At 37.3% G+C, this 23,143-nt stretch carries 21 protein-coding genes; 7 read left to right on the forward strand and 14 right to left on the reverse strand.

What is annotated here, in order from left to right:
* The first annotated feature begins 28 nt into the window (after positions 1-28).
* A complete protein-coding gene (locus MHI02_RS17280) occupies positions 29-1,117 on the forward strand; it encodes a CDP-glycerol glycerophosphotransferase family protein (RefSeq protein WP_341166167.1) in 1,089 nt (362 codons plus the stop codon).
* Positions 1,118-2,112: 995 nt separating this feature from the next.
* Positions 2,113-3,072: a nuclease-related domain-containing protein gene (locus MHI02_RS17285; protein WP_060668818.1), complete on the forward strand. Its 960-nt coding sequence runs from the start codon at positions 2,113-2,115 to the stop codon at positions 3,070-3,072.
* 119 nt (positions 3,073-3,191) lie between these two features.
* On the opposite strand, the gene MHI02_RS17290 is transcribed toward MHI02_RS17285, so the two are convergent.
* Together MHI02_RS17290 and MHI02_RS17295 are read right to left on the reverse strand one after the other, a co-directional pair.
* The gene (locus tag MHI02_RS17290) at positions 3,192-3,347 is read right to left on the reverse strand and encodes a hypothetical protein (protein ID WP_157851556.1); all 156 of its coding nucleotides are present in this window, start codon (positions 3,345-3,347) and stop codon (positions 3,192-3,194) included.
* Between the two features lie 433 nt (positions 3,348-3,780).
* Positions 3,781-4,875 (reverse strand): glycosyltransferase family 4 protein, encoded by a 1,095-nt coding sequence (locus MHI02_RS17295; protein WP_047183958.1) that lies wholly within the window; start codon positions 4,873-4,875, stop codon positions 3,781-3,783.
* A 142-nt stretch (positions 4,876-5,017) separates the two neighbouring features.
* Here MHI02_RS17295 and MHI02_RS17300 point away from each other — a divergent pair, with 142 nt between their 5' ends.
* From MHI02_RS17300 to zwf, 4 genes are all read left to right on the forward strand, one after another.
* Positions 5,018-5,419 (forward strand): hypothetical protein, encoded by a 402-nt coding sequence (locus tag MHI02_RS17300; RefSeq protein ID WP_052771617.1) that lies wholly within the window; start codon positions 5,018-5,020, stop codon positions 5,417-5,419.
* A gap of 217 nt (positions 5,420-5,636) precedes the next feature.
* Positions 5,637-6,377, forward strand: coding sequence for a threonine/serine exporter family protein (locus MHI02_RS17305; protein ID WP_060668816.1), 741 nt, complete (start codon positions 5,637-5,639; stop codon positions 6,375-6,377).
* A 25-nt stretch (positions 6,378-6,402) separates the two neighbouring features.
* Positions 6,403-6,840 (forward strand): threonine/serine exporter family protein, encoded by a 438-nt coding sequence (locus tag MHI02_RS17310; RefSeq protein ID WP_083452595.1) that lies wholly within the window; start codon positions 6,403-6,405, stop codon positions 6,838-6,840.
* Positions 6,841-6,960: 120 nt separating this feature from the next.
* Positions 6,961-8,439 carry a glucose-6-phosphate dehydrogenase gene (zwf, locus tag MHI02_RS17315; RefSeq protein ID WP_047183954.1) on the forward strand — a complete coding sequence of 493 codons (1,479 nt, stop codon included), beginning with the start codon at positions 6,961-6,963 and terminating at the stop codon, positions 8,437-8,439.
* Between the two features lie 546 nt (positions 8,440-8,985).
* Here zwf and MHI02_RS17320 read toward each other — a convergent pair.
* From MHI02_RS17320 to MHI02_RS17375, 12 genes are all read right to left on the reverse strand, one after another.
* Positions 8,986-12,069, reverse strand: a complete 3,084-nt coding sequence (locus tag MHI02_RS17320) for an efflux RND transporter permease subunit (RefSeq protein WP_341166168.1) — start codon at positions 12,067-12,069, stop codon at positions 8,986-8,988.
* A gap of 3 nt (positions 12,070-12,072) precedes the next feature.
* Positions 12,073-12,933, reverse strand: coding sequence for an efflux RND transporter periplasmic adaptor subunit (locus MHI02_RS17325; RefSeq protein WP_047183966.1), 861 nt, complete (start codon positions 12,931-12,933; stop codon positions 12,073-12,075).
* A 468-nt stretch (positions 12,934-13,401) separates the two neighbouring features.
* Positions 13,402-13,899, reverse strand: coding sequence for a competence protein ComK (locus tag MHI02_RS17330; protein WP_047183965.1), 498 nt, complete (start codon positions 13,897-13,899; stop codon positions 13,402-13,404).
* Positions 13,900-14,031: 132 nt separating this feature from the next.
* The gene (locus MHI02_RS17335; RefSeq protein ID WP_341166169.1) at positions 14,032-14,382 is read right to left on the reverse strand and encodes a hypothetical protein; all 351 of its coding nucleotides are present in this window, start codon (positions 14,380-14,382) and stop codon (positions 14,032-14,034) included.
* Between the two features lie 85 nt (positions 14,383-14,467).
* Positions 14,468-14,890, reverse strand: coding sequence for a 3-hydroxyacyl-ACP dehydratase FabZ (gene fabZ, locus MHI02_RS17340; RefSeq protein WP_047183951.1), 423 nt, complete (start codon positions 14,888-14,890; stop codon positions 14,468-14,470).
* Positions 14,891-15,006: 116 nt separating this feature from the next.
* A complete protein-coding gene (locus MHI02_RS17345; RefSeq protein ID WP_047183950.1) occupies positions 15,007-15,396 on the reverse strand; it encodes a DNA-directed RNA polymerase subunit beta in 390 nt (129 codons plus the stop codon).
* A gap of 162 nt (positions 15,397-15,558) precedes the next feature.
* Positions 15,559-16,392: a flagellar hook-basal body protein gene (locus tag MHI02_RS17350; RefSeq protein WP_047183949.1), complete on the reverse strand. Its 834-nt coding sequence runs from the start codon at positions 16,390-16,392 to the stop codon at positions 15,559-15,561.
* Between the two features lie 245 nt (positions 16,393-16,637).
* Positions 16,638-17,438 carry a flagellar hook-basal body protein gene (locus MHI02_RS17355; protein ID WP_047183948.1) on the reverse strand — a complete coding sequence of 267 codons (801 nt, stop codon included), beginning with the start codon at positions 17,436-17,438 and terminating at the stop codon, positions 16,638-16,640.
* Positions 17,439-17,462: 24 nt separating this feature from the next.
* Positions 17,463-18,461 (reverse strand): rod shape-determining protein, encoded by a 999-nt coding sequence (locus tag MHI02_RS17360; protein WP_047183947.1) that lies wholly within the window; start codon positions 18,459-18,461, stop codon positions 17,463-17,465.
* Between the two features lie 457 nt (positions 18,462-18,918).
* The gene (spoIIID, locus tag MHI02_RS17365; protein WP_047183946.1) at positions 18,919-19,200 is read right to left on the reverse strand and encodes a sporulation transcriptional regulator SpoIIID; all 282 of its coding nucleotides are present in this window, start codon (positions 19,198-19,200) and stop codon (positions 18,919-18,921) included.
* A 417-nt stretch (positions 19,201-19,617) separates the two neighbouring features.
* Positions 19,618-20,616, reverse strand: a complete 999-nt coding sequence (locus tag MHI02_RS17370; protein WP_257456225.1) for an AimR family lysis-lysogeny pheromone receptor — start codon at positions 20,614-20,616, stop codon at positions 19,618-19,620.
* 342 nt (positions 20,617-20,958) lie between these two features.
* Positions 20,959-21,825, reverse strand: coding sequence for a M23 family metallopeptidase (locus MHI02_RS17375; protein WP_047183945.1), 867 nt, complete (start codon positions 21,823-21,825; stop codon positions 20,959-20,961).
* Positions 21,826-22,044: 219 nt separating this feature from the next.
* Here MHI02_RS17375 and MHI02_RS17380 point away from each other — a divergent pair, with 219 nt between their 5' ends.
* Positions 22,045-22,950 (forward strand): nuclease-related domain-containing protein, encoded by a 906-nt coding sequence (locus tag MHI02_RS17380; protein ID WP_047183944.1) that lies wholly within the window; start codon positions 22,045-22,047, stop codon positions 22,948-22,950.
* Positions 22,951-23,143: the final 193 nt, after the last annotated feature.

Genomic DNA, 23,143 nt, shown 5'->3' on the forward strand with positions numbered 1-23,143 from the left:
TTTTTTCAACCTTTTTAAACGATTCCCCTTGCAGCAAAAGACCACATTTGTTGCTTCTTTTGGCCGAAATATTTTATATACAATGCGTGAAGTGGAAAAAACAACCGACCATCGTATCGTCATTTTAAAAGTACACCCTTGTAATATAACTTTTAAAAAACGTCCACATAGAAGGATTATTTCTTTTAAAATAGGAAATTTTCTCGACTGGATGGAGTCCATCTATCATTTAGCAACTTCTGAAAAAGTAATTGTTGATAATTATTTTGGGTTTTTAGCTGTTACGGATTTCAAAGAAAATGTAACATGTGTCCAGCTTTGGCATGCAGCTGGTGCGATTAAACAATTTGGACTACGTGACTTATCGATTGAAAACCGCCCACCTAGTGCTTTTAGAAGATTTAAAGCCGTTTATTCCCGCTTCGATTATGTTGTCATTGGGTCAGATAAAATGGCCGCTATTTTTAAAGAAGGATTTGGAATAAAGGAGAAGCAACTATTGCGAACTGGCATACCACGGACGGATTTCTTTTTTGATCACGAGAATTTAGAAAAAGCCGCACAGTCATTACGAAGGTATTTTCCGATAATAGATGAGAAAAAGGTCATTCTCTACGCCCCTACCTATCGTGATCAGGAGTTACACGTTCAAGAATTGAAGATGGACATCGAAAAAATGTACAAGTACTTTCATGACGACTATGTGTTGTTTTTGAGTTTGCACCCAGCTGTTAAGGTCGATATTGAAAACAACCATCCCGACTTCGCCATTGACGTCACAACCTATAACATCAACCATTTGCTTGTCATAGCAGACGTACTCATTTCCGATTATTCCTCCATCATTTTTGAGTATTCTTTATTTAACAAGCCAATGGTTTTCTTCGCTTATGATATCGATGAGTATGCCGAGGAGCGTGGATTCTGGGAAGTTTACGAAGAACTCGTCCCCGGGCCCGTTGTCTGTAACATGGACGATTTAGTGGAAGTGATTAAGAATGAGGCCTATGACATGAGCGGTGTTCGGGAATTTTCGGAGGAATGGAATCGGTATTCGAAGGGAAGATCGAGTGAGCAGTTGGTGCGGGTGGTTTATGGGGGGGATGAGCCTGGGTAACTTTCTGCCTGATATCCTGCCGGTGGATGCTGATATATGTACACGAGTACTGATATCTTGTCAGCGGATGCTGATATATAGTGATAAGTACTGATATCCTGCCAGACATGCTGATATATAGTGATAAGTACTGATATCTTGCCAGCGTTTGCTGATATATGGTGCACCAGTACTGATATCCTGCCAGATATGCTGATATATAGTGATAAGTACTGATATCTTGCCAGCGGATGCTGATATATGTACACGAGTACTGATATCTTGCCAGACGATGCTGATATATAGTGATGAGTACTGATATCATGCCAGACATGCTGATATATAGTGATAAGTACTGATATCCTGCCAGACATGCTGATATATAGTGATAAGTACTGATATCATGCCAGACATGCTGATATATAGTGATAAGTACTGATATCATGCCAGACATGCTGATATATAGTGATAAGTACTGATATCATGCCAGCGTTTGCTGATATATGGTGCACCAGTACTGATATCTAGCCGGCGGATGCCGATATATAGTGCATGAGTACTGATATCACGCCAGCGATTACTGATATATGGTGCACAGATACTGATATCATGCCAGCGTTTGCTGATATATGGTACATGAACTGAATACTGATATCCTGCGGGCGTTCTTTTGCTGATATATGATGTACGAACTTACTGATATCTTGCCAGACGATGCTGATATATGTGACGAGTACTGATATCCTGCCAGCGGATACTGATATACAGTGCACCAGTACTGATATCCAACAGGCGTTTGCTGATATATCATGCACGAATACTGATATCCTGCCAGACGATGCTGATATATGGTGCGAATACTGATTCCAACGGGAGAGTATTGATATCCCACCCATAACCCTCACTTCCAATAAAAAATTACATATTACCTAGAATATCTAAAAATAAAAAGGATTTTTGCTACTTCGTGTCGTATTTTATTCTTAAACCCATTTTATGAAAGGAATGAATTTAATTTGTATGATCCACGAAATAAAAAACTTGAGCTTTTAACATTGCAGGCGTTCGAGCGTCGGCTTTCGGCAAATCATCCCATGAAGCAAGCTGTATTGAAGGATTTAAAAATTAAATACGCTGAGGTTAATGGCGAAAATGAAATTAAATATAGGCTACAATTAATTGATAAGCAAAAATTTATAGTACTACACAACCTAAGATTGCAAGATGAAGTTGGATATTTTCAGATGGATACTTTAACATTATCCAATTATTTTAATACTGTTGTAGAAACAAAAAATTGGGAGGGGACGGTAAGATTTGGTGCAAATGGGCAAGTTACGCGCATAGATAATAACGGAATGAAAGAAGGATTCCAGAACCCTATTGACCAAGTGAAAATACAAGCGCTCCGCCTAAAACGATGGTTGAAAAATCATGATTTCCCCGATATACCTATCGAATATCTAGCTGTCATAAGTTTCCCCAAAACAATCATTGAAAGAGAAACCCCTCAAGATATCATTCCACATGAATTGATCCACAGTAGCGATTTAGTTTTTCGGATTCAAGAAATAGAAAAGAACTATACTACACCTATTTTATCCAGAAACCAGCTTCATCATTTAGCAAGACTTCTTGAACGTTCCCATTGCCCAGTAGATGTGAATTTGTTTGAAGAATATGGAGTACGGTCCATTGATATGGTAAAGGGTGTGTTCTGCACAAAATGTGGTGCCTTACCAATGAATAGATTTAACGGAAAGTGGTATTGTCAAAGTTGCAAAAATGTATCAATTGATGCACATAAACATGCGTTGAGGGATTATCGATTACTGTTTGGTGAATGGATTACAAATAAACAAGCCCGATATTTCCTTGGGCTATCATCCCCTGATATGACTAAACACATTCTTAGAAAGGAATGCACGGAAATGGTTGGGATGAATAAAGGTAAAAAGTATAGATTGGGACTATAAGTTGTGAATAATGATTTTGAATTTGGTTTTTTAGTAGCTCCAATAAGGAAAGGGAATGAATCTCTCTTTCCTTTAAATTATTATGAGGTATTTTGTTGGCGAACTCGTGTATTTCCGCCCTATTTATCATTTTCCTCATAAAATTCTTGATCTCGATTTGTTGCGGTTCTTTTTCCACCTTTTTCTCCTAATTGTTGACAGAGACATCTTACCATTATTGCTCTCAGCCTTTGGTTAATAACTCCTCTCAGTAGTTGATATTCTTTCTCGTACATTAGTTATATTCCTCGTTTTCGATTCCTGATGTCCCGAGCTCATTTATAAACATGGTGGTTTAGTTTTATGAAATCCGTTTTCACATGGGATCATTCTATAGAAACTTCTCGGTACAAAAATGTGATGCCGAGAAAATAGATGTGTCGAATTAAGCGGGATAACTGGATATATAGAAAATTATCGAATTTTTGAAGGAATTAACGAATGGTGATCGGGAAAGGAATGTTAGATTATGGGTGGCGATTAACGGATTGTGGGATGCAAGTATCAGATTATGGTTGCTGATTAACGGATTAACACATGCTAGTATCGGATTATGAACGACGATTAACGGATTAATTATTTCACAAAAAATCCTTCCACCTCTAAACTAACCATGTCGCATCCACCACCATCAAAAAAGGCGAGAAACTACAAATTGTAGTTCTCACCTTAACCACTTTCTTCACTTTCATTACATCGTTTTTTTCTTCGTATAAATTTTAAAAAACCGTCGATGATTGGACGTTTTCCGCCTAGAACAATTCCAGCTAATTCGGCAAATATATGTAGGACTAAATAAACGAGGATTACCACTACGATTAATGTCGTTTCTTGTACGTAATTAAATAAAATGGCAAGTCCTCCGAATAAGACACTAAAAGCATAAATAATTAGTACAGTTTGACGATGGGAGAAACCTGCTTCAATTAATCGATAATGAATGTGCTTATTATCCGGTTGCATTATTTTTTCCTTATTCTTAGCACGACGATAAATTGCAAATAACGTATCGAAAATTGGAACAGCTAGTACAATAACAGGAATGATGAAGCTGAAAAATGCTATTTCTTTAAACAATCCTAATATCGATACAACAGATATCATGTAGCCGAGGAAGTTCGATCCACTGTCACCCATATAAATTTTTGCCGGGTAAAAGTTATGAAATAGAAATCCAATATTCGCTCCAATTAAAGCAATGGAGAGATAAGCCACAAGCACTTGTCCGTCCATAAGTGACATGATAAAAATACTAATAAGTGCAATACTCGATACTCCGGTAGCTAGTCCATCAAGGCCGTCAATTAAATTAATGGCATTCGTAATTCCGACAACCCATAATACAGTAATTAACACACTAAAAAATCCAAGTTCAATGGTACCGATAAATGGTACCGTAAATCGTTCAATAATTAAACCAGCATTTACGAGAAAGGATGCTGCAATCAATTGTCCAGTTAATTTTGCAATTGGAGTAATCGTATACTTATCATCGATTGCCCCGGTTATCAAGATGATAATTCCACCAAGTAATATCGCAGGCAGATACTCATGCCTAGGATGAATATAAATAAGTGCCAAGACAAATCCAGCGAATATTGCTAATCCACCCAATCTTGGTGTTACAACTTTATGTATCTTTCGTTTATGCGGAAAATCAACTGCTCCTATTTTCACTGCTAATTTTTTTACTGGAATTGTTAACAATAATGATGCAACGAGTGCGATAAAAAATGCGATCGACAAATCGACATAATTAAACATATTATTCTCCTATTGTTGCAATATCTTCTACTTATCTTTACCTTTTCCTACTAAATTATAGCTAATTTTAACTAATATTAAAAATTTAAATTACTTCTTTCACTCCCATGCTGGTATATTTATTCTTGGGAGGTGACAAATTTTGACATACATACCTGTACTTGCTTCAGTAATTGCTGTAATTGGAATCTTAGCTTTTTTCAAGAGAAACTTAGAAAAAATTAAAGACAACCCAGAAATGATAGAGAAGTATCAAACGAATTTATTTATAGGTTCTGCCATTAGTGAGGCTATTCCAATTGTTTTAATCATCATAGGATTCGTAAACATGGAGCCAGTTAGGTCGGTTGATGAACTAGTTGTACCGTTCACTATCATTGTCGGGCTTATTGTATTTTCTATTATTTATATTTTCTTACAGTCACGTATTGATGTAGATGAAAACATAATGCCTGTGGTACGAGGTTTTGGATTAATATCTGCCAGTCTTGTAATGGCGATTCCGATTATTTCAATAGTGATGTTACTAATGATAGTACCATGAGACGGGGGTACCCTCCCTCATCTCTTTTCCTTATAACCTGACAATATTCCCCAGGAAATATTAATTTCCCCGGAAATTTCCGATTTTCCACTATGAAATTCTCTTATTCCCAGAAACCTACACAAAATTTCACAGGTCATTTCAATTCCCTTTCCTTTCTTTTCTACCTTAACTAGTCTTATAATATACTCAAATCATCTGATTGGCAGGTAATGATATGGAGAAGGCTATGGTTGAAAGGGTATGTATGCTTGCTGGCAAAATAATGCTTGTTAGCGGTGCGGAGACATACCGGGTGGAAGATACGATGAATCGAATTGCCAACTCGTTTGGGGCACCAAATGCACAAAGTTATGCGACCCCAACAGCTATTAATTTTGCTATTGATGCAGATTCTGAGGCGAAAATGTTACGTATTAGAAAAAGATCAACGGCTGATTTAAGTAAAATCGCTGAAGTGAATAGCATTTCGCGAAAAATTGCCGCTGGCGAGATAGACTTGGGACGCGCTTTTCTTCTACTACAAGAGGTGGAAAAGGGAAAGCTATATCCAGCTTGGTTGCAGATACTTGCTTCCGCTATAGTTAGCGGTTGTTTCGCCATTATGTTTGGCGGGAGGTGGGAAGATTTTCTACCAGCAGTAATTGCTGGGGGAATCGGTTTTGCTGGCATGATAAGTTTTGAGAGATTTGTCGATATTCGCTTTCTTGCGGAATTTCTCGGTGCCTTTTTAATCGGGATCTCTTCGCTTCTCTTTATCCACTATGGATTTGGTACTTCCCTTGATCTGGTAATAATTGGTGCAGTTATGCCACTCGTTCCTGGTTTACTAATTACGAACGCAATACGTGATTTAATGGCCGGTCATTTGGTAGCAGGGGTTTCTAAAGGTGTGGAAGCATCGTTAACTGCAGTTGCCATTGGTGCAGGTATTGCAGCTATTTTTACTTTTATGTAAATGAAGGAGGGCTTAACCCATGCTCATGATCTCGGCACAATTAGTCACAAGTTTTATTGCCTCGGCAGGATTTGGTATAATATTTAATGTACCAAAACGATCAATCATTCAAAGTGGTCTTGTCGGCATGCTTGGTTGGATCTGTTATTATTCCCTTACAACTTACGGATTGGATGTTGTTCCAGCTACGATATTTGGTGCAGTTCTAGTTTCTATACTAAGCTATACATGCGCTAAAATTTACAAAACACCCATCATTATCTTTACAGTTTCTGGAATTATTCCATTAGTGCCTGGTGGAGTTGCCTACCGTGCGATGCGACAATTCGTGGAAAACAATTATGATTTAGCGATACAGTTATCCGCACAAGTTATGCTTTTAGCCGGTGGAATTGCAATTGGACTCATGTTTTCAGAAGTCGTCAATCAGATTGTCAAAAAGGTTTTTATTAGAAAAGATTAATACATTCGTTATACTATTCTAAATAAACTTTTATATTAAAAGTCCTATCAATCATTTGCTATAATTTTCTGTTTTCTCTATTATAGTTAATATATATTTTTTTAAGCGGAGGAATTCAAAATGAATGAAAATACACAACAACCAAAAGTTGTTTTTGTCATATTCGGTGCAACCGGAGACTTAGCAAAACGTAAACTATTCCCTTCCATTTATAACCTTTATAAAAAAGGCAATTTAAGTGAAAATTTCGCGGTTGTAGGATTAGCACGTAGACCGTGGACAGATGAAACTTTACGTGAGAATGTTGAAACCTCTATCCGCAAAGCTACTGCTACTGAAGAAGAGCTAAGTGATTTCACATCTCATTTCTATTATCAATCATTTGATGTTACGGACGATGCTACATACGATGGTCTAAATAAATTGATCATCGATTTGGAAGGTAAATACGAAACGGACGGCAACCGCCTATTTTACCTAGCAATGGCTCCTAACTTCTTTGGCTTAATCGCGAAGAAATTAAAAGAATATGGTTTGAAAGAATCCGCTGGCTGGACTCGTCTTATTATCGAAAAACCATTTGGAACGAATTTAGCTACAGCAAAAGAATTGAACAATGAAATCCGTGAAGCATTTGATGAAGATCAAATCTATCGTATCGACCATTATTTAGGAAAAGAAATGGTCCAAAATATTGAGGTCATTCGTTTTGCCAATGGAATATTCGAACATTTATGGAATAACCAATTTATCTCGAATATCCAAATTACTGCAAGTGAAGTACTTGGAGTAGAGGATCGAGCTCGTTACTACGATCAATCTGGTGCTGCACGTGACATGTTGCAAAACCATATTTTACAAATGGTTGCCCTTCTTTTAATGGAGCCACCAATTAAGTTAACAACAAAAGAAATTCGCTCAGAAAAAATTAAAGTCCTTCGTGCACTTCGCAAAATTAATCCAGATGAAGTGTACAAATATTTTGTCCGTGGTCAATACGATGCTGGTGAAATCAATAATCAAGCTGTACCAAGCTATCGCGAAGAGCATGAAGATCTCGCCTTCTCCAATACGGAAACATTTGTAGCAGGTAGACTTCTTGTCGATAACTATCGTTGGGCTGGCGTACCAATTTATGTACGTACTGGAAAACGCATGGCAGAAAAAACGATTAGTATCGTAGTCCAATTTAGAGATCTCCCAATGAACTTGTATTACAAATCTCATAAGCAAAGATATCCAAACTTGCTTAGAATTAATATCCAACCTGATGCTGGCGTTACCCTTTCCATTAATGCGAGTAAAGAAGGAACTGGATCATTAGCAGAACCAATCGAATTAACATACAATCAAAATGATGTTCCTGGAATCAACACTCCAGAAGCATATGAAAAATTATTATATGACTGTACGATTGGTGATGCAACAAACTTTACCCATTGGGATGAAGTTGCATTATCTTGGGAATTCGTTGACCCAATTTTAGAAACATGGGCAGAGAAACAACCAAGCTTCCCTAACTATAAATCCGGATCCATGGGACCACGAGCAGCAGATGAACTGCTTGAAAAAGATGGTTTCCATTGGTGGGATGTTTAATTTAGGCCCCTTACACGCACCAAGCGTGTGAGGGTTTTGTTTTGGTTGTAGAAGGTCATTGGATGTGATTGAGTACTGATATCTCGGGGTTATGCTGATATATGGTGTTTGAGTGCTGATATCCCGAGGGTGTATCCTGATATTTGGTGTTTGAGTGCTGATATCCCGAGGGTGGGTGCTGATATTTGGTGTTTGAGTGCTGATATCCCGAGGGTGTATGCTGATATTTGATGTTTCATCGCTGATATCCAGGAGGCGTGTGCTGATATTTGATGTTTCATCGCTGATATCCTGGAGCCATGCTGATATTTAGTGTTTGAGCTGATATCCCGGGGGCGTGTGCTGATATTTGATGTTCGATCGCTGATATCCAGGAGCCGTGCTATGCAGATTTTCCAACCATAACCATGAAAAATGATTGATTGCCCATAAATAAAAGATTCTCGTCTTTGATTAACGTATAACCGGATTCCCAGACAGGAAAGATTTTTATGCCTCCTACGTGCACAAAAACAGACCCACGCTATCACCTAGCGTGGGCCTCCTTTACTCTTCTACCACTTTTTTCTTTTTCCTTCTCGTAAACTTCTCTGTAATATTATCTAAAATAATATATATAACCGGTACGAAGAATAGCGTGAATATAGTTGAAGCACTTAAACCAAAAATAATCGTAATTGCTAGTGGTTGTTGCATTTCCGCTCCTTCACCGAGTGCTAATCCTAATGGAACCATAGCGAGCACGGTGGTGAGAGTGGTCATTAATATTGGTCGTAGCCTACTGCGGCCGGCCTCAACAATTGCTTTGCTTCTTGTCATTCCTCGTCTTCTTAATATATTAATATAATCTACCAGAACGATAGAGTTGTTAACTACGATACCAGCGAGCATGATAATACCGATAAACGCAGGTATACTAAATGAAATTCCAGTTATTAAAAACCCTATAATCACCCCGATTACTGTTGTAGGCAATGCGAACATGATGATGAATGGGAATAGGAAGTTTTCAAATTGCACAGCCATTACCGCATACACTAGGAATATGGCAAAAATGAGAGCTAATGCTAGTTGCCCGAACGCTTCTACCATATCCTCCGCTTGACCACCGATGGAATAGCTATATCCTTCCGGGAAGTTCATCGCACCTAATTTTGCATCGATATCTTGTATCACACTTGCAAGATCACGGTCTACAAGAGCGCTAGATACATTCATTTGTGGCTGTTGATTTTCCCTTTGTAACGTAGCAGGTCCTTGTGTTTCCTCAAAAGTTGCTACTTCTTCTAAAGGAAGCCTTGCACCGTCAGTTGACTGAATCTTCATATCTCTAATATCATTAATAGTCGAACGTTGATCTTCTGGATAAATTAATGTGACATCAATCTCTTTTCCAGCCTCGCGATATTGTGTTGCGATTTGTCCATTAAACTGTAATTGAATTTGTCCAGTCACTTGAGATGGGGTTAATCCATACATAGCCGCTTTTTCCTCATCGACATGGATTTCCATATGTGGTATCCCATCCGATGCGCCTGTTGTTGGGTTAAATACCCCTTCAACCGTAGAAATTTCATCCACTACTTGTTCAGACAGACTACGTAACACATCATGTTCCGGACCGTTTAAAATAATTTGAACTGGGTCCCCCATGCTCATATTTGCTCCGCCATCCATTGCGGTGGCCGTAATTTCAGCACCAGGTATCTGTTGTAATTGTTCATCCATTTCTTGAACGATTTTGGTCGTGGATTTCGTTCGTTCACTTGCTGGTGTAAGCATTAACGTATAGCTCGCACCACCATTGGAACCACCAGCGCCCATCATTCCACCTGATGAACTAACTACTACATAACTTACATCTAAAACTTCATCGTATCCCGCCAAAACTTCATTCACTTGTTCCACAATCTTATACGTGTACTCAAATTTCGTTCCTGGCTCCGTTTCCACGTTAATCATTGCTTGCCCTTGGTCAGATGCTGGAATAAACTCCGCTCCTATCAAAGGAGTAAGTGCTAAACTTCCGACAATCAATAAGATAACAACGAAAACGCTTGTTTTGCGATATTTCAATACTTTCTTAAGAGCGTTACTGTATTTATTACGTAACCAGTCTAAGAATCTATCAAACCAATATCTACGTCCTTTATCTTCCATTGATTTTGCTAAAAGTTTAGAAGATAGCATCGGCACTAATGTGATTGCTACAACTAATGAAGCAATAAGAGAAAAGGCAACCGTTATTCCAAGTGGCATGAATAAGTCTGCCGCAATTCCTTCTACAAAAACCATTGGTAAAAATACCACAATTGTCGTTGTAGTGGAAGCGATAACTGCTGGAGTTAACTCAGAGGCACCTTTAATTGCGGCATCTTTCAAGCTTTCTCCATTTTTTCGATACGTGTAAATGTTTTCTAAAATAATAATCGAGCTATCCACCATCATTCCAATCCCAAGCGCTAATCCACCTAATGTTAAAACGTTTAGTGTATGTCCTGTAAAATACATAAGCGCAAAGGTAGAAATAAGTGCAATTGGAATCGATAAACCGATAACAAATGTCGCACGAATGCTCTTTAGAAATAGTAATAGGATAAAGAAGGAAATAGCGCCACCTATAATAATATTGGATAAAACACTATCCACTGACATCTGAATGAACTCCGATGTATCGATAATGACATCTAAATTCACTTCATCTCCAAGTTCAGCTTGAATCGTTTCTAAGTTTTTCTGAACGGTGTTTGCTACTGCTACTGTATTGGCATCGGTTTGCTTCATGATGGACAAAACAATGGATTCTTCCCCATTTACTAAGGAAGCTGAACTCGCCTCTTTATATGTATCTTTAACTTCAGCCACATCATCCACATGTAGGATGGCGCCTGATTCGGTTTGAATAACTGTTTCCCGAATATCATCTATCGAGTCAAATTCTCCTGTCACTCGTAACTGCAAGTCTTTATTTCCTTTATCCACGGTTCCAACTGATGCGGATTGATTGCTTTCCCCGAGTGCTTGCTGAATCATTTGCGTAGTGACACCATATTGTTGTAATTTGGCTGGGTCAACCACTAGCTGTATTTCTCGAATCTTTGCTCCTTCTACTGTTACAGAAGCTACTCCCTCTTGTCTTTCAAGGAAAGGGACGATTTGATTATCTGCAAGTTCCGTTAATGTTGCAGCATCTTTCCCTGTTAAACCAATGTACATAACAGGTAATGCCTCGGGACTGAAACGTAGAATACTTGGATCCCCTGCTTGTTCTGGAAGCATCCCCTTAATTTGGTCGATTTTTTCCCGTACATCAAGCATGGCCTGATCAAGATCTGTTCCATTCTTAAACATCATCATCACAAGAGATGCACCTGATTGTGACTGCGATTGGACCGTGTCAATCCCCTGAACGGTACTAACAGCTGATTCTACTGGACGAGAAATTAAATTCTCTACATCCTCTGGTGCTGCATCTTCATAATTGGTTGCTACAACAGCAATCGGAAGTTCAATCTCTGGAAATAGGTCGACCGCCAAGTTACGTACAGAAACAAAACCTAGAGTTATAATGGCGAGAACAATCATAATGACACCGACTGGACGATTCACGGATGCTTTTATTAATTTCACGATTTACTCGCCTCCTGTAACATTCACTTCAGCGCCATCGGTTAATGTCAACTGTCCCGTCGTAACAACTTGATCTCCAGCGTTTATACCCTCTACAGCAGTAACATCTGACTCTGTTTCTAACACCTTTATTTCTTGTCTTGTTGCTACATTATCTTTTACCGTAAAAATAAAATCCTTATTCTCTTCGTTTACAATGGCTGAAGTTGGAATTAGAATAGCAGTTTCCACTTTTTTCTCAGGTATACGAATATCAGCAACAACGCCGGGTAAAATCTCTCTTTTCTCATTATCCACTGTTGCGATAACGGAATATAATCCTGTTTCATTTGGAAGTGTACCCACATTCGTAATGGCTGCTTCATATTCTTTATCCCCAATGAATACGTTTACCTTGTCATCTTCAGAAATCAAAGACAGCAACTGTTCTGTTACGGAAAATTCAATTTTTATTGTGTCAAGATCTGCAACCATGGCAACTGGTTCTTCAGGATCCACCATATCTCCTTTATTCACTAAAAGATTAATGACTTCACCTTCTGTTGTTGAACGAACATTTTGGTTTCCTGCAGCTGTGGAGATTTTAAGAATCGTATCATTATCATCTACCTCTTCTCCATTTTCCACCCTCACTTCTTTTACCTCACCAGGCGTCTGTACCGCAACCGGTGCAACATGATTCGGTGCCGTACGACCATAGATGGACTTGTCAATGACTAGATCCTTTTCTACAGCTTCTTCCGTTTCTACCGCTACAACCCTTTCTTCTTGTTCCTCGTTTTCTGCAGCGTCATTACTCTCTGTACATGCCGCAAGCAATGAAACAATTAGTACAAAAGAAAATCCTAAAATAATTTTTTTCATTCCCCTAATTTCCCCCTTTACCTTCTTCTTTTTTCTATCATAATTAGGCGAGAGGACTCCCATCCTCAAGGAATATGTAGGGTTTAACCCAATGGGTAGGTGGGAGGTGAATCGCCTTTCGTATAACATCATATGTTTGTGTAGTGTAATTCCTAAAAGACGTTCTTTGAACTGAACATATTGGGTTGTGGCGCGAATATTCATTCTTACATTAAATTCCAACCATCCCCCCTTATTATCTCATTTTCCAATTCAGCATTCCACCGAAATAAGCAAATTTTGCGATAATTTATTTTTAACAAGAGGAATGAATCCTCTTTTTTGTAGTACGTTTAACACTTCATTATGTTTCACTTTTATAGAAGTTGTTCAAAAGTCTGACGAAAAGGACACTTCGACGTTTCTAGTTGGCAATGCCGACCCCGTTCCTTTTCATCCTCCTTTTTGAACACAAATGTATATGACCATTTACCACAGTTTTGGTCCATGTCCGAATAACGTATAACGATTAAAATGGACAATCACTTGGCTTGCACGCTTAAATTGACGGTCGAATACCGATGCCGTTGTAGGAATTAGTTCGCTCGTTCCATCATGAAACAAAACCAATGTTTGTTCATCGCTTTTTCTATAATGTTTAATCTGGTGATACGCAATCCATACGCAGTTTTTATTTCTTGTGGAAGCTGTTGGAATAAAGTAGATACCTGACTGAGGGTTAATTGGAATAGGGATTTTGCTTGAGGATTTTAAAATCTCTTCTACAACTTCTCTTCTACCATTTAATGTAGAACCATAACGTTTACAATTATAATCAATAATTTGCTCGGGTTTATAAGGGGAATAACTTTTTTCATCCTTCATCGTTTGATTTTCTTCAATAATACTAGAACGATAATACGCTGAATCCTCCTCTACTATCATTTTTGTATCTTTTGTAACCGTGTAGTACGGTGATTTCACCATAAATATCCTCCTCATTTTATTCTGTTTCTTCATTATTGTACTATAAAATCAGAGAATTTCAACAAAACAAGAGGACTTTTCAAATAACAAAAACAGAACAACTTTAAAAGCTGCTCTGTTTAAGTAGATGTATTATTGATTGTCTCTATTGTCTTTATCATCTTTTTTGTTAAGGTTTTGATCATCATTTGGATTTTCTACATCATTGTTATCATCTTGATTATCTAAACCATTGTCTTCTGCTGGATTAAGGTTTCCATTATCATCCTCTTGATTTAACGGAGCTTCGTTGTCATCCGTTATTGGATCCTCATTATTATCATTCACTCCGTCATCTGCTGGTGCTTCATTCGTTGGGTTTTGATCTTCTACCGGCGCATTATTTGGATTGTTATCATCATTATCATTATTGTTACCACACGCCGCTACTAAAGATATTGCCAGCATTGATGCACCTATCTTAATAAGAATTTTCTTCGTCATAAATGTTGCCTCCTTTTTTATAGTCTCGAGATTAGGATTTCCATTTATGACAAAGTCATTCATGTTTTTACCATTTTTTTAAATCTTATTTAATCGCAAAGGTGATTTCTGCTTCACAAGCTAATTCACCATCCACTGTTGCAATTCCCTTTCCTTTTCCAATTGGTCCCTTCATTCTTATAATTTCTACTTCAAGTTTTAACTGATCACCCGGTCGCACCTGGCGTTTAAATCGACACTTGTCCACACCTGCTAAAAAGCCAATTTTCCCCTTATTCGCTTCGATACCAAGTACCGCAATTGCTCCTACTTGTGCTAATGCTTCAATAATAAGAACTCCAGGCATTACCGCATACTGTGGAAAATGCCCTTGGAAAAATGGTTCATTCATGGTTACATTTTTTAGACCAACGACACGTTTACCTTCTTCCATTTCAGTAACTTTATCCACTAACAAAAACGGATAGCGATGTGGAATAATTTCTTTAATTTGTTCGATGTCCATCATGGTATCTACTCCTTTTAGTAAAAATAAGTCTTGTCGTTATTATATCAAAGTTCTAGGGTGAAACGAATTGAAAAATAAAAAGCACCCCATCCTATGATGAAATGCTAATTTTTTTGCTATTCTGCTTTTACCACAATATCTATCAGGTGTTGCCAGGTCTCGATTTTTAAGGCATCAATTAGGTTACCATTGCCTAGAACTCCATAACCTACCATTAACCCTACTACTAGAGCAATTGCAGCAAGTGAAAGTACAACAATAATACGTAGCCAAATCGGGAACATTCTTCGTCCTCGACGTTCAAACTTAAGAAAGTGTTTGAGCTTTGGAAGGCGCTCCGTCTTTAGAAGGCGTCCGAGCTTTTGAAATCTATCCTTTTTCTTTTGCTCTTTAAGTTGTTTTCTTGTTTCTGCATGATTCTTCTTAGGTTGCTTCTCAGCTGTTTTCTCTTTCTGCTCTTTACGTGTAGGATTCTCAGCAACTTTTTCTAACTGTTCTGTTGACATATTTGTAACTCCTCAATCCTGACAATCGCGTCCGTTCTATATATTAAATGGTATTCAAACAAGCAAATAAAAATGCCTATTCTTTTTCATTTTATATATAAAATATTATCACATTGCGGTACCGCATATCTAGAACTATTTTAATAACAAGTTAAAGCCCAATTAAGACCGCAATCCATTCACAAGTCCCATCATTTGATCTGACATGGAAATGGTGCGGGAATTATATTGATAGGACCGTTGTGCCAGGATTAAGTCCGACATTTGTTGGGAGATATCTACGTTGGATTGCTCTAAAGCATTACTTTGAATTAGCTTCGTCTGTGCTGGAACGTCTTGGATAATATCCGCTAGATTATCATTCAGTTCCCCTAGGTTTGGCAAACGGAACAGATTTTGTCCTACCGCTTCCAAAACATTTGGACGAGTTGCTTCCACTATATCAATTGTTCCTACTTCTTCTACAATACCTCCACGTTCCACGACAACTTGTCCATTATCACGAATGGAAATAGAATCAAAACCACTATTAAATGTGATTGGACCGTTTTCACCAAGAACTGGATTTCCATCTTTCGTCGTCAATGTTACCGACCTGCCATCCGTGCTTGGGCTTATATAAAAGGCTCCGTCACGAGTGTACATCGTTTCCGTTACCCCATTGTCTGTAACTTGGATTTGAAAAAGCGTGTTTTCGTTTAACAAAGCAGTATCTAGCGCTCGGTCTGACGTAACAATCGACCCCTGATCCAGATTTAAAGTGGTTGCGCCTAATCTAGCACCTGAGCCAATTCGGATACCATCAGGTGTTAGACGTTGTTCTCCATTCCCGGGGTTTTCCAAATTATCGATTTGTTGATAAAGCAAGGAGGAAAATTCAGCTCCACGAGATTTATATCCTGTTGTTTGGCTATTTGCGATATTGTTCCCAACAATGTCCAACTTTTTTTGTAATTGGTTCATGGTTACAGCTGCTTGTATCATCATACGAGACATTACATTTCCTCCTAAAGGTCGTTCAAAAAGTCCGGTGAAAAAGACACTTCGACGTTTCTAATTGGCTCGCTTTTCGGATACTCACGTATTAATTGCATACGTTCCGTTCCTCAAAGCTTCGCCGCCTCGAACTGCGAAGCACAGGACGTGCGAGTGTCGGCGTTGCAAAAGGACGTTGCGCATTTAGCCGACCTCGGTCCTTTTCATCCTCCTTTTGAACATGTACTTCTAAATTTCACCATTCATTAAATTCTTCCAATTTCACTAACTGCTTTACCCAAGCTTTCATCAAAGGCCTTTAATACCTGCTGATTTGTTTCAAACATGCGATAAGCATTCATCATTTCTGTCATCGTCTTTACTGCATCAACGTTTGACCCTTCTAGAAATCCTTGTTTCATTGTAAAATTGGCATTAGCAGGGACTGCACCCGTTTCCCCAGCAAATAAGTCATTACCTTCTTTTACCATTTCTAGTGCATTGTCTGTATAAGCGATGCCCAATGGAATGTATTGCGTATTTGTTTCTATGATTCCATCTGGCGTAACTGAAAACGATGTACCGTCCATTTGAATCGGATTACCTGTTTGATCCAAAACATAATAACCCTGACTTGTTACAAGGTATCCTTGTCCATCCACTGTGAAATTCCCGTTCCTTGTGTATCGAACATCACCAGCATCATTTTGCACTGTAAAAAATAATGCACCATTTTCGTCAGGAACATGACCTTGTACAATGGCTAAATCCGTCTGAAGTTTCGTTTCACGGATATCCCCTTGCTGAAAGTTTGGAATTGTTTCTTGCACATATACTCCAGTATTTAACGCCCCAATTGGTTTCGTTGTTGCTACATTCGAGCCATTTTTCATAGGCGTCTGTTTAGAACCCATTTGTTGCATCAAAAGCTCTGGAAAAGCTCTTATAGTCGCTTGTTCCGCTTTATACCCTGGAGTATTCGCATTTGCTACATTATTTGCTAACGTCTCTTGTGCACGTTGTTGCGCTAACATCCCACTTGCAGCCGTATAAAAACCTCTTAACATCTAATCACCTCCAAGGCTCGGGGCTTAGATAATTCTCTTTTCAATCTTATCAATATTTTCAAGCATGATACCTGTACCTTTTGCCACACAATTCATTGGTTCTTCCGCTATAAATACAGGAACTTTTAATTCTTCTGCTAGAAGCTGATCAATTCCATGGATAAGCGCACCGCCACCGGTTAAAATAATTCCACGGTCAATGATATCAGCTGATAATTCTGGTGGTGTACGTTCTAAAACAGATTTCGCTGCTTGTACAATTAAATAAACCGATTCACGAAGTGCTTCTTCAATTTCAACCGATTCCACAGAGATTGTACGTGGAAGACCTGTAACCATATCGCGACCACGAATTTCCATTTCTTCTTTTCTAGAACCTTCAAATACAGTCGCAACTTGAATTTTAATTTCCTCAGCAGTCCGTTCACCAATTAATAATTTATATTTTTTCTTAATATATTGAAGAATCTCAACGTCAAACTTATCCCCAGCCATTTTAATCGATTCGGAAGTAACAATACCTCCCATGGATAGTACCGCAACGTCTGTTGTACCTCCACCGATATCAACAACCATGTTCCCGCTTGGCTGGAAAATTTCCATTCCCGCACCGATTGCAGCAACTTTAGGCTCTTCTTCTAAATAAACCTTTTTCCCACCAGATTTCTCTGCGGCTTCTTTAATCGCCTTTTGCTCCACTTTCGTAATATTCGTTGGACAGCAAATGAGCATTCTTGGTTTGGAAAGAAGTCCTTTTACATTGATTTTATTAATAAAATGCCTTAGCATTGCTTCTGTTACATCGAAATCAGCAATTACTCCATCTTTTAATGGACGAATTGCTTCAATGTTTCCAGGTGTACGACCAACCATACGCCGTGCAGCTTCCCCAACCTCCAGGACTTTCCCAGTGTTGCGGTCCATCGCAACAACGGATGGCTCATTCAAAACAATTCCTTTCCCCTTCAAATGAATAAGTACATTTGCCGTTCCAAGGTCAATTCCAATATCCCTAGAAAACATGTATCTAGATCCTCCTAAGTTTATTAACTTGCATCTGTCCGAAAACATAATGCTACTAGTAAAATATTTTACCACAAAAATCTACAATTAACTGCATTTATCTAAAAAGATTTTTGTTGAATTTTTTAATGGGATTTGGGGATTGAGACGAAGGCATTTGAGGAATTATTGAGATTACATTAGATTTGCCATCAGTGTCTCGGTAGGCTGAAATAGTTATACATGTGTACAAATCAATTAATTTTATTCTGTGAAAAAGGGTGACAATCATACCACAATGTTTGTAACTGTTAACAATGGGCTTGACGGTTTCTCCGCCCTGTTCACCAATCTTATTTCACTTCTATTAAGTTATGACTTAATTATTGCAAAATACACCCTTAAAGTACTTCCAACAAACTTTCCTACCTGCCAAAAATAGGACGAGAAATCTCTCGTCCTAACCTAGTACTCCTCATTATCCTACTGGCTTAGGAGTATCCTTATTTGGTGGGTTTACTTTATATTTCTTTCTTGTTGCTTCTCCCCCACGAAGATGTCGTATCGATTTGTGATATTCTAGGACTTCTTTTACTTGAGCGGCTAATTCGGGGTTAATTTCTGGTAAGCGTTCTGTAAGATCTTTATGAACTGTGCTTTTGGAAACACCAAATTCCTTCGCTATCGTTCGAACTGTTTTTCTTGTCTCCAAGATATAATTACCTATTTTAATCGTTCTTTCTTTGATGTAATCGTGCACACCGTTCGCCTCCCTAAGTTGATAACTTCCGAGGTGTCTAAGAACCTGAGACAAGGTGTTAATCATAGTGCGGCATGTTCATTCATACGAATAATAATCGGAGCGACAAAGTAATCTATGTAACTATTAAATTGTTAATCGTAATTAAATAACGAATTCTATAGGAATATTCTGTAATTTCTACTGACAAAATACAATAATCTGCTTTCATTATCATGTTCAGACTACCAGCCACAATGAGCTCTCACCTCAGACGTTGCTAAATGACTGATTGGTAGTATTCATTTTATTACGCTTACACTCCATTTATGATAAAAATTCCATATTTAGGCTGTCGGACAAGTTGTATTTTTAAATAATCAATATAAAAATAAAGCTGACACAACTTATATGTCAGCTTTTGCTAAAACGCTCATGTCATAGTATTTTTAATTCACGCAAAGGTAAACGACAAAAGAAGTTATCATTTCGTTTATATACAAAGTCTTTATAGGATTGTAATAATAATGATTTATCTCGTTTCGCCTTACCTAAATAATATTTTTTAAATGGTGTATCTATAGGAATTTGCTCTAATATTTCAATTGCCTTCTTATGATTTCCTTTCATAATTTCTAAATGTGCTTGCTCACTTTTATCGGTTGTCGTAATATTATCTGTTTTGTTAGAATGGGCAGCTAAAAAAGGAATCTTTGTTTGCTCAATAAACTCAATTTGGGATGTCAAATTATGCTCTTTTGCTATTTTTAATGCTTCTTTCAAATGAAACATCCCTTGTGAATAAGAATCAAACGTATAGGATTCTCCCAATTTAATATGTGTGCTTACTTGTATTTCTGGGTTACACGTTAAGTTCAGTAATTTATACCCATGTTTTCTCGTCATAATAATTTCATTTTGCATTAATGTGTAAGTAAGTGTTAGGATATGGTACCTAATTTTAAAGTTTTCCACTAAAAAGTAATCATTAATTTGTGGGAGAAGCTCGTCATATCTACAAATTGCATTTCCAAGATCATGGTAATTGTGCATATTAAATTGTAAATTCACTTTGGCGAACTCAAGTAGACATAATAATTCCAGTTCATTTGTTTCGAATTGATTAATTCTTTCTATAACTTCAATAGGTTTATAGTCTTTTTCCCTAATTTGTAGTTGAATTTTGTAAACTTCTGCCCACTTTCTATTGGATGGGTCGTTGGATCGTTTGTTTTTTTCAATTAATGTTCGCAAGTCGTGAAGATAACCATTTATAAATAAAAATTCCATGCCCTTTTTTTGGATATCTTTTGAAGAAGAATCTAAACAAAACTGTCTCATTTGTTCCGCTGCCATTTTCTCACTATATTTTTGCCTAAGTGCATCTTGAAGTTGAATTAGCGATACCATTTCCGAATATATCTTACCTGCTACCATTGTCAATTATATTCTCCTCTCTTACCATATGAAAAATCTCTTCTTTTTTACAGTATTTTACCTTTATCTCTATTTTCTTATTCTTTCAGTCTATTTTCTTTTTTTATTTCTCTTTTCTTAGTTTTCTGGTCATATTCTTGTAAGATTACCTAAATTCAAACCATTACTAACAAACACATGTACCATCATAGCACAATTTTTTCGGAAATTATGAAAAATCGTTCGACAATATCCGAGTTTTTCCTTATTTTTCATCTCTATTTTTGCCTATTTACGTTTCAATTTTCCTAAACAAAGAAAAATACCCTAGCAAACGTTATGCTAGAGTACTTTTTTCACTTTTTATTGAATTGTTTCATTGTCAGAATCCGCCTCTGAATCTGCATTAGCATCTTCTTCTTCATTTTCACTTGCTTCAGATTCGTTAGCATCCTCAGTTGCAGCTTCATCAGACTCAGCTTCTTCTTCATTTACAGCAGTGTCTTCATTAGCTTCAGCTTCTTCCGTTACTTCTTCACTTTTTACCTTATCTAAACTACTAACTGGTTGATTGAAGAAGCTTTCTGGATTTACTACTTGTCCATCTTTTCTTATTTCAAAATGTACATGTGTACCATTGTCTTTTCCGAAAATACTTTGTCCCGCTGTTCCTACTTGATCCCCTTGTTTCACTTCATCTCCAGGTTTTACTTTAACTTCCTCAAGACTTGAGTAATAGGTCATCACTTCATTGCCATGAGTAAGTACAACCACATTACCTAGAAGTGGGTCTTCCTTCACTTCCTTTACAGTCCCGCTTAAGGATGCAACAACATCGAATGGTTTTTCTGATGCAACGTCAATTCCTTTGCTTTGATAGTATTTATTATTATAAAATACTAAAGCACTTTCTTGATCTTCTTCAGATGCACTATAGTCATAAAATTTAGTTACGATTTCTGCTTGATCAGGATCTGTTAAAGGAAATTGAATGACTTCTTGTTGATTTGCTACTGGTTCTGCTTCATCATCAGCTGACGTAGGAATAGACTCCTCTTGTTCATTTTGAATTTCCTCATCAGCAGTCGGAACAGAACTATCCATATTTTGATACCATACAACAACAGCTAATAGAAGTGCAGCAAGACCTAAATATACAGCTGGGAAAAACCATTTTTTCCGGAAAATTTGACTCCATTTATTTTTTGGAGTTTCTCTGTTTTCTTTCATTAGAACATCACCTCAGCAATCATTGTTATCAGAAATGGAGAAATATATACATTGCCGAGAAAAAATTATTCGATTTTATGCATTTATTTTAAATAATAGGGAAAAGTAAGCGTTTGAATGATGTCTAGCAACATTCCTTAAATGTCTTCAGCTTGTCTCTTTCTTCTAAGTTAAGAATCCAATATAATAGATTTAAATACATTAAAAGGATGTGTACATATGATATTTAAATACCGTACAAAACCCATTGATCTAAAGATTCTTGAATTATTAAATCCCCGAATGAATTTAACTAACAAAGATAAACAACACTATTATAATCAAAAAAGGGGCTATGAAGGTGAGGTAATGTTTGATACTTTAACAGAAAAACTCCAGTGTGAATGCTTCATATTAAATGATTTGTTATTGGAAATAAATAACACTACCTTCCAAATTGATTCCCTCCTTATTCTTCAAGAGGCAATCTATTTTTATGAGGTGAAAAACTTTGAAGGTGATTATTATTACGATTCAGATAAGATATTCAAGAAGCCTAAAACAGAAATTGTAAATCCACTTCACCAATTGAGCAGAAGTGAATCCCTACTACGACAATTACTCCTTAAACTAGGTTACACTCTCCCAATACATGCTTCCATTGTTTTTATTAATCCAACTTTCACCTTATACCAAGCACCTCTTAACCAACCTATTATTTTTCCAACACAAATTAAAAATTACTTGAGTCATTTAAATAAAACACCTTCCAAATTATCTAAATGGCACGAAAAACTTGCAGATCAGCTAACATCGTTACACATTACTGACTCGCCATATAAAAAAGTTCCTTCCTATAATTATAACCAACTTCGAAAAGGGATTACCTGCTTCCAATGTCATTCATTTTCTGTTTCAGTGGAGAAAAGAAAATGCGTTTGCCACAATTGTAGCTATAAAGAACCGATTAGCAATGCTGTATTAAGAACCATTAAAGAATTTCAAACTCTGTTCCCAAATGAAAAAATTACAACCAATATGATTCAAGATTGGTGCCAAGTAGTAGAATCTAAAAAGGCTATAAGAAGAATTCTAGCAACTAATTTTAACCGTGTAGGGGTAAATCAATGGACTTATTATGAATAGGATATCTAACTGTCATGCATAATCGAATTTATCACAAGAGGTAGGATCTTTTGCCGATCGACAGTTTATCTTGGTCACTCATCATCTCTATGAGTGACCTTTTCCTTTATTTTTTTCCGTCTTCGGGCACTCATCACATACATGAGTGACCTTTTCCTTTGGTTTTTTCCTTCCTCGGGCACTCATCACATAC

The sequence above is a fragment of the Oceanobacillus sp. FSL K6-0118 genome, assembly GCF_038006665.1.
Lineage (GTDB): Bacteria > Bacillota > Bacilli > Bacillales > Amphibacillaceae > Oceanobacillus > Oceanobacillus caeni.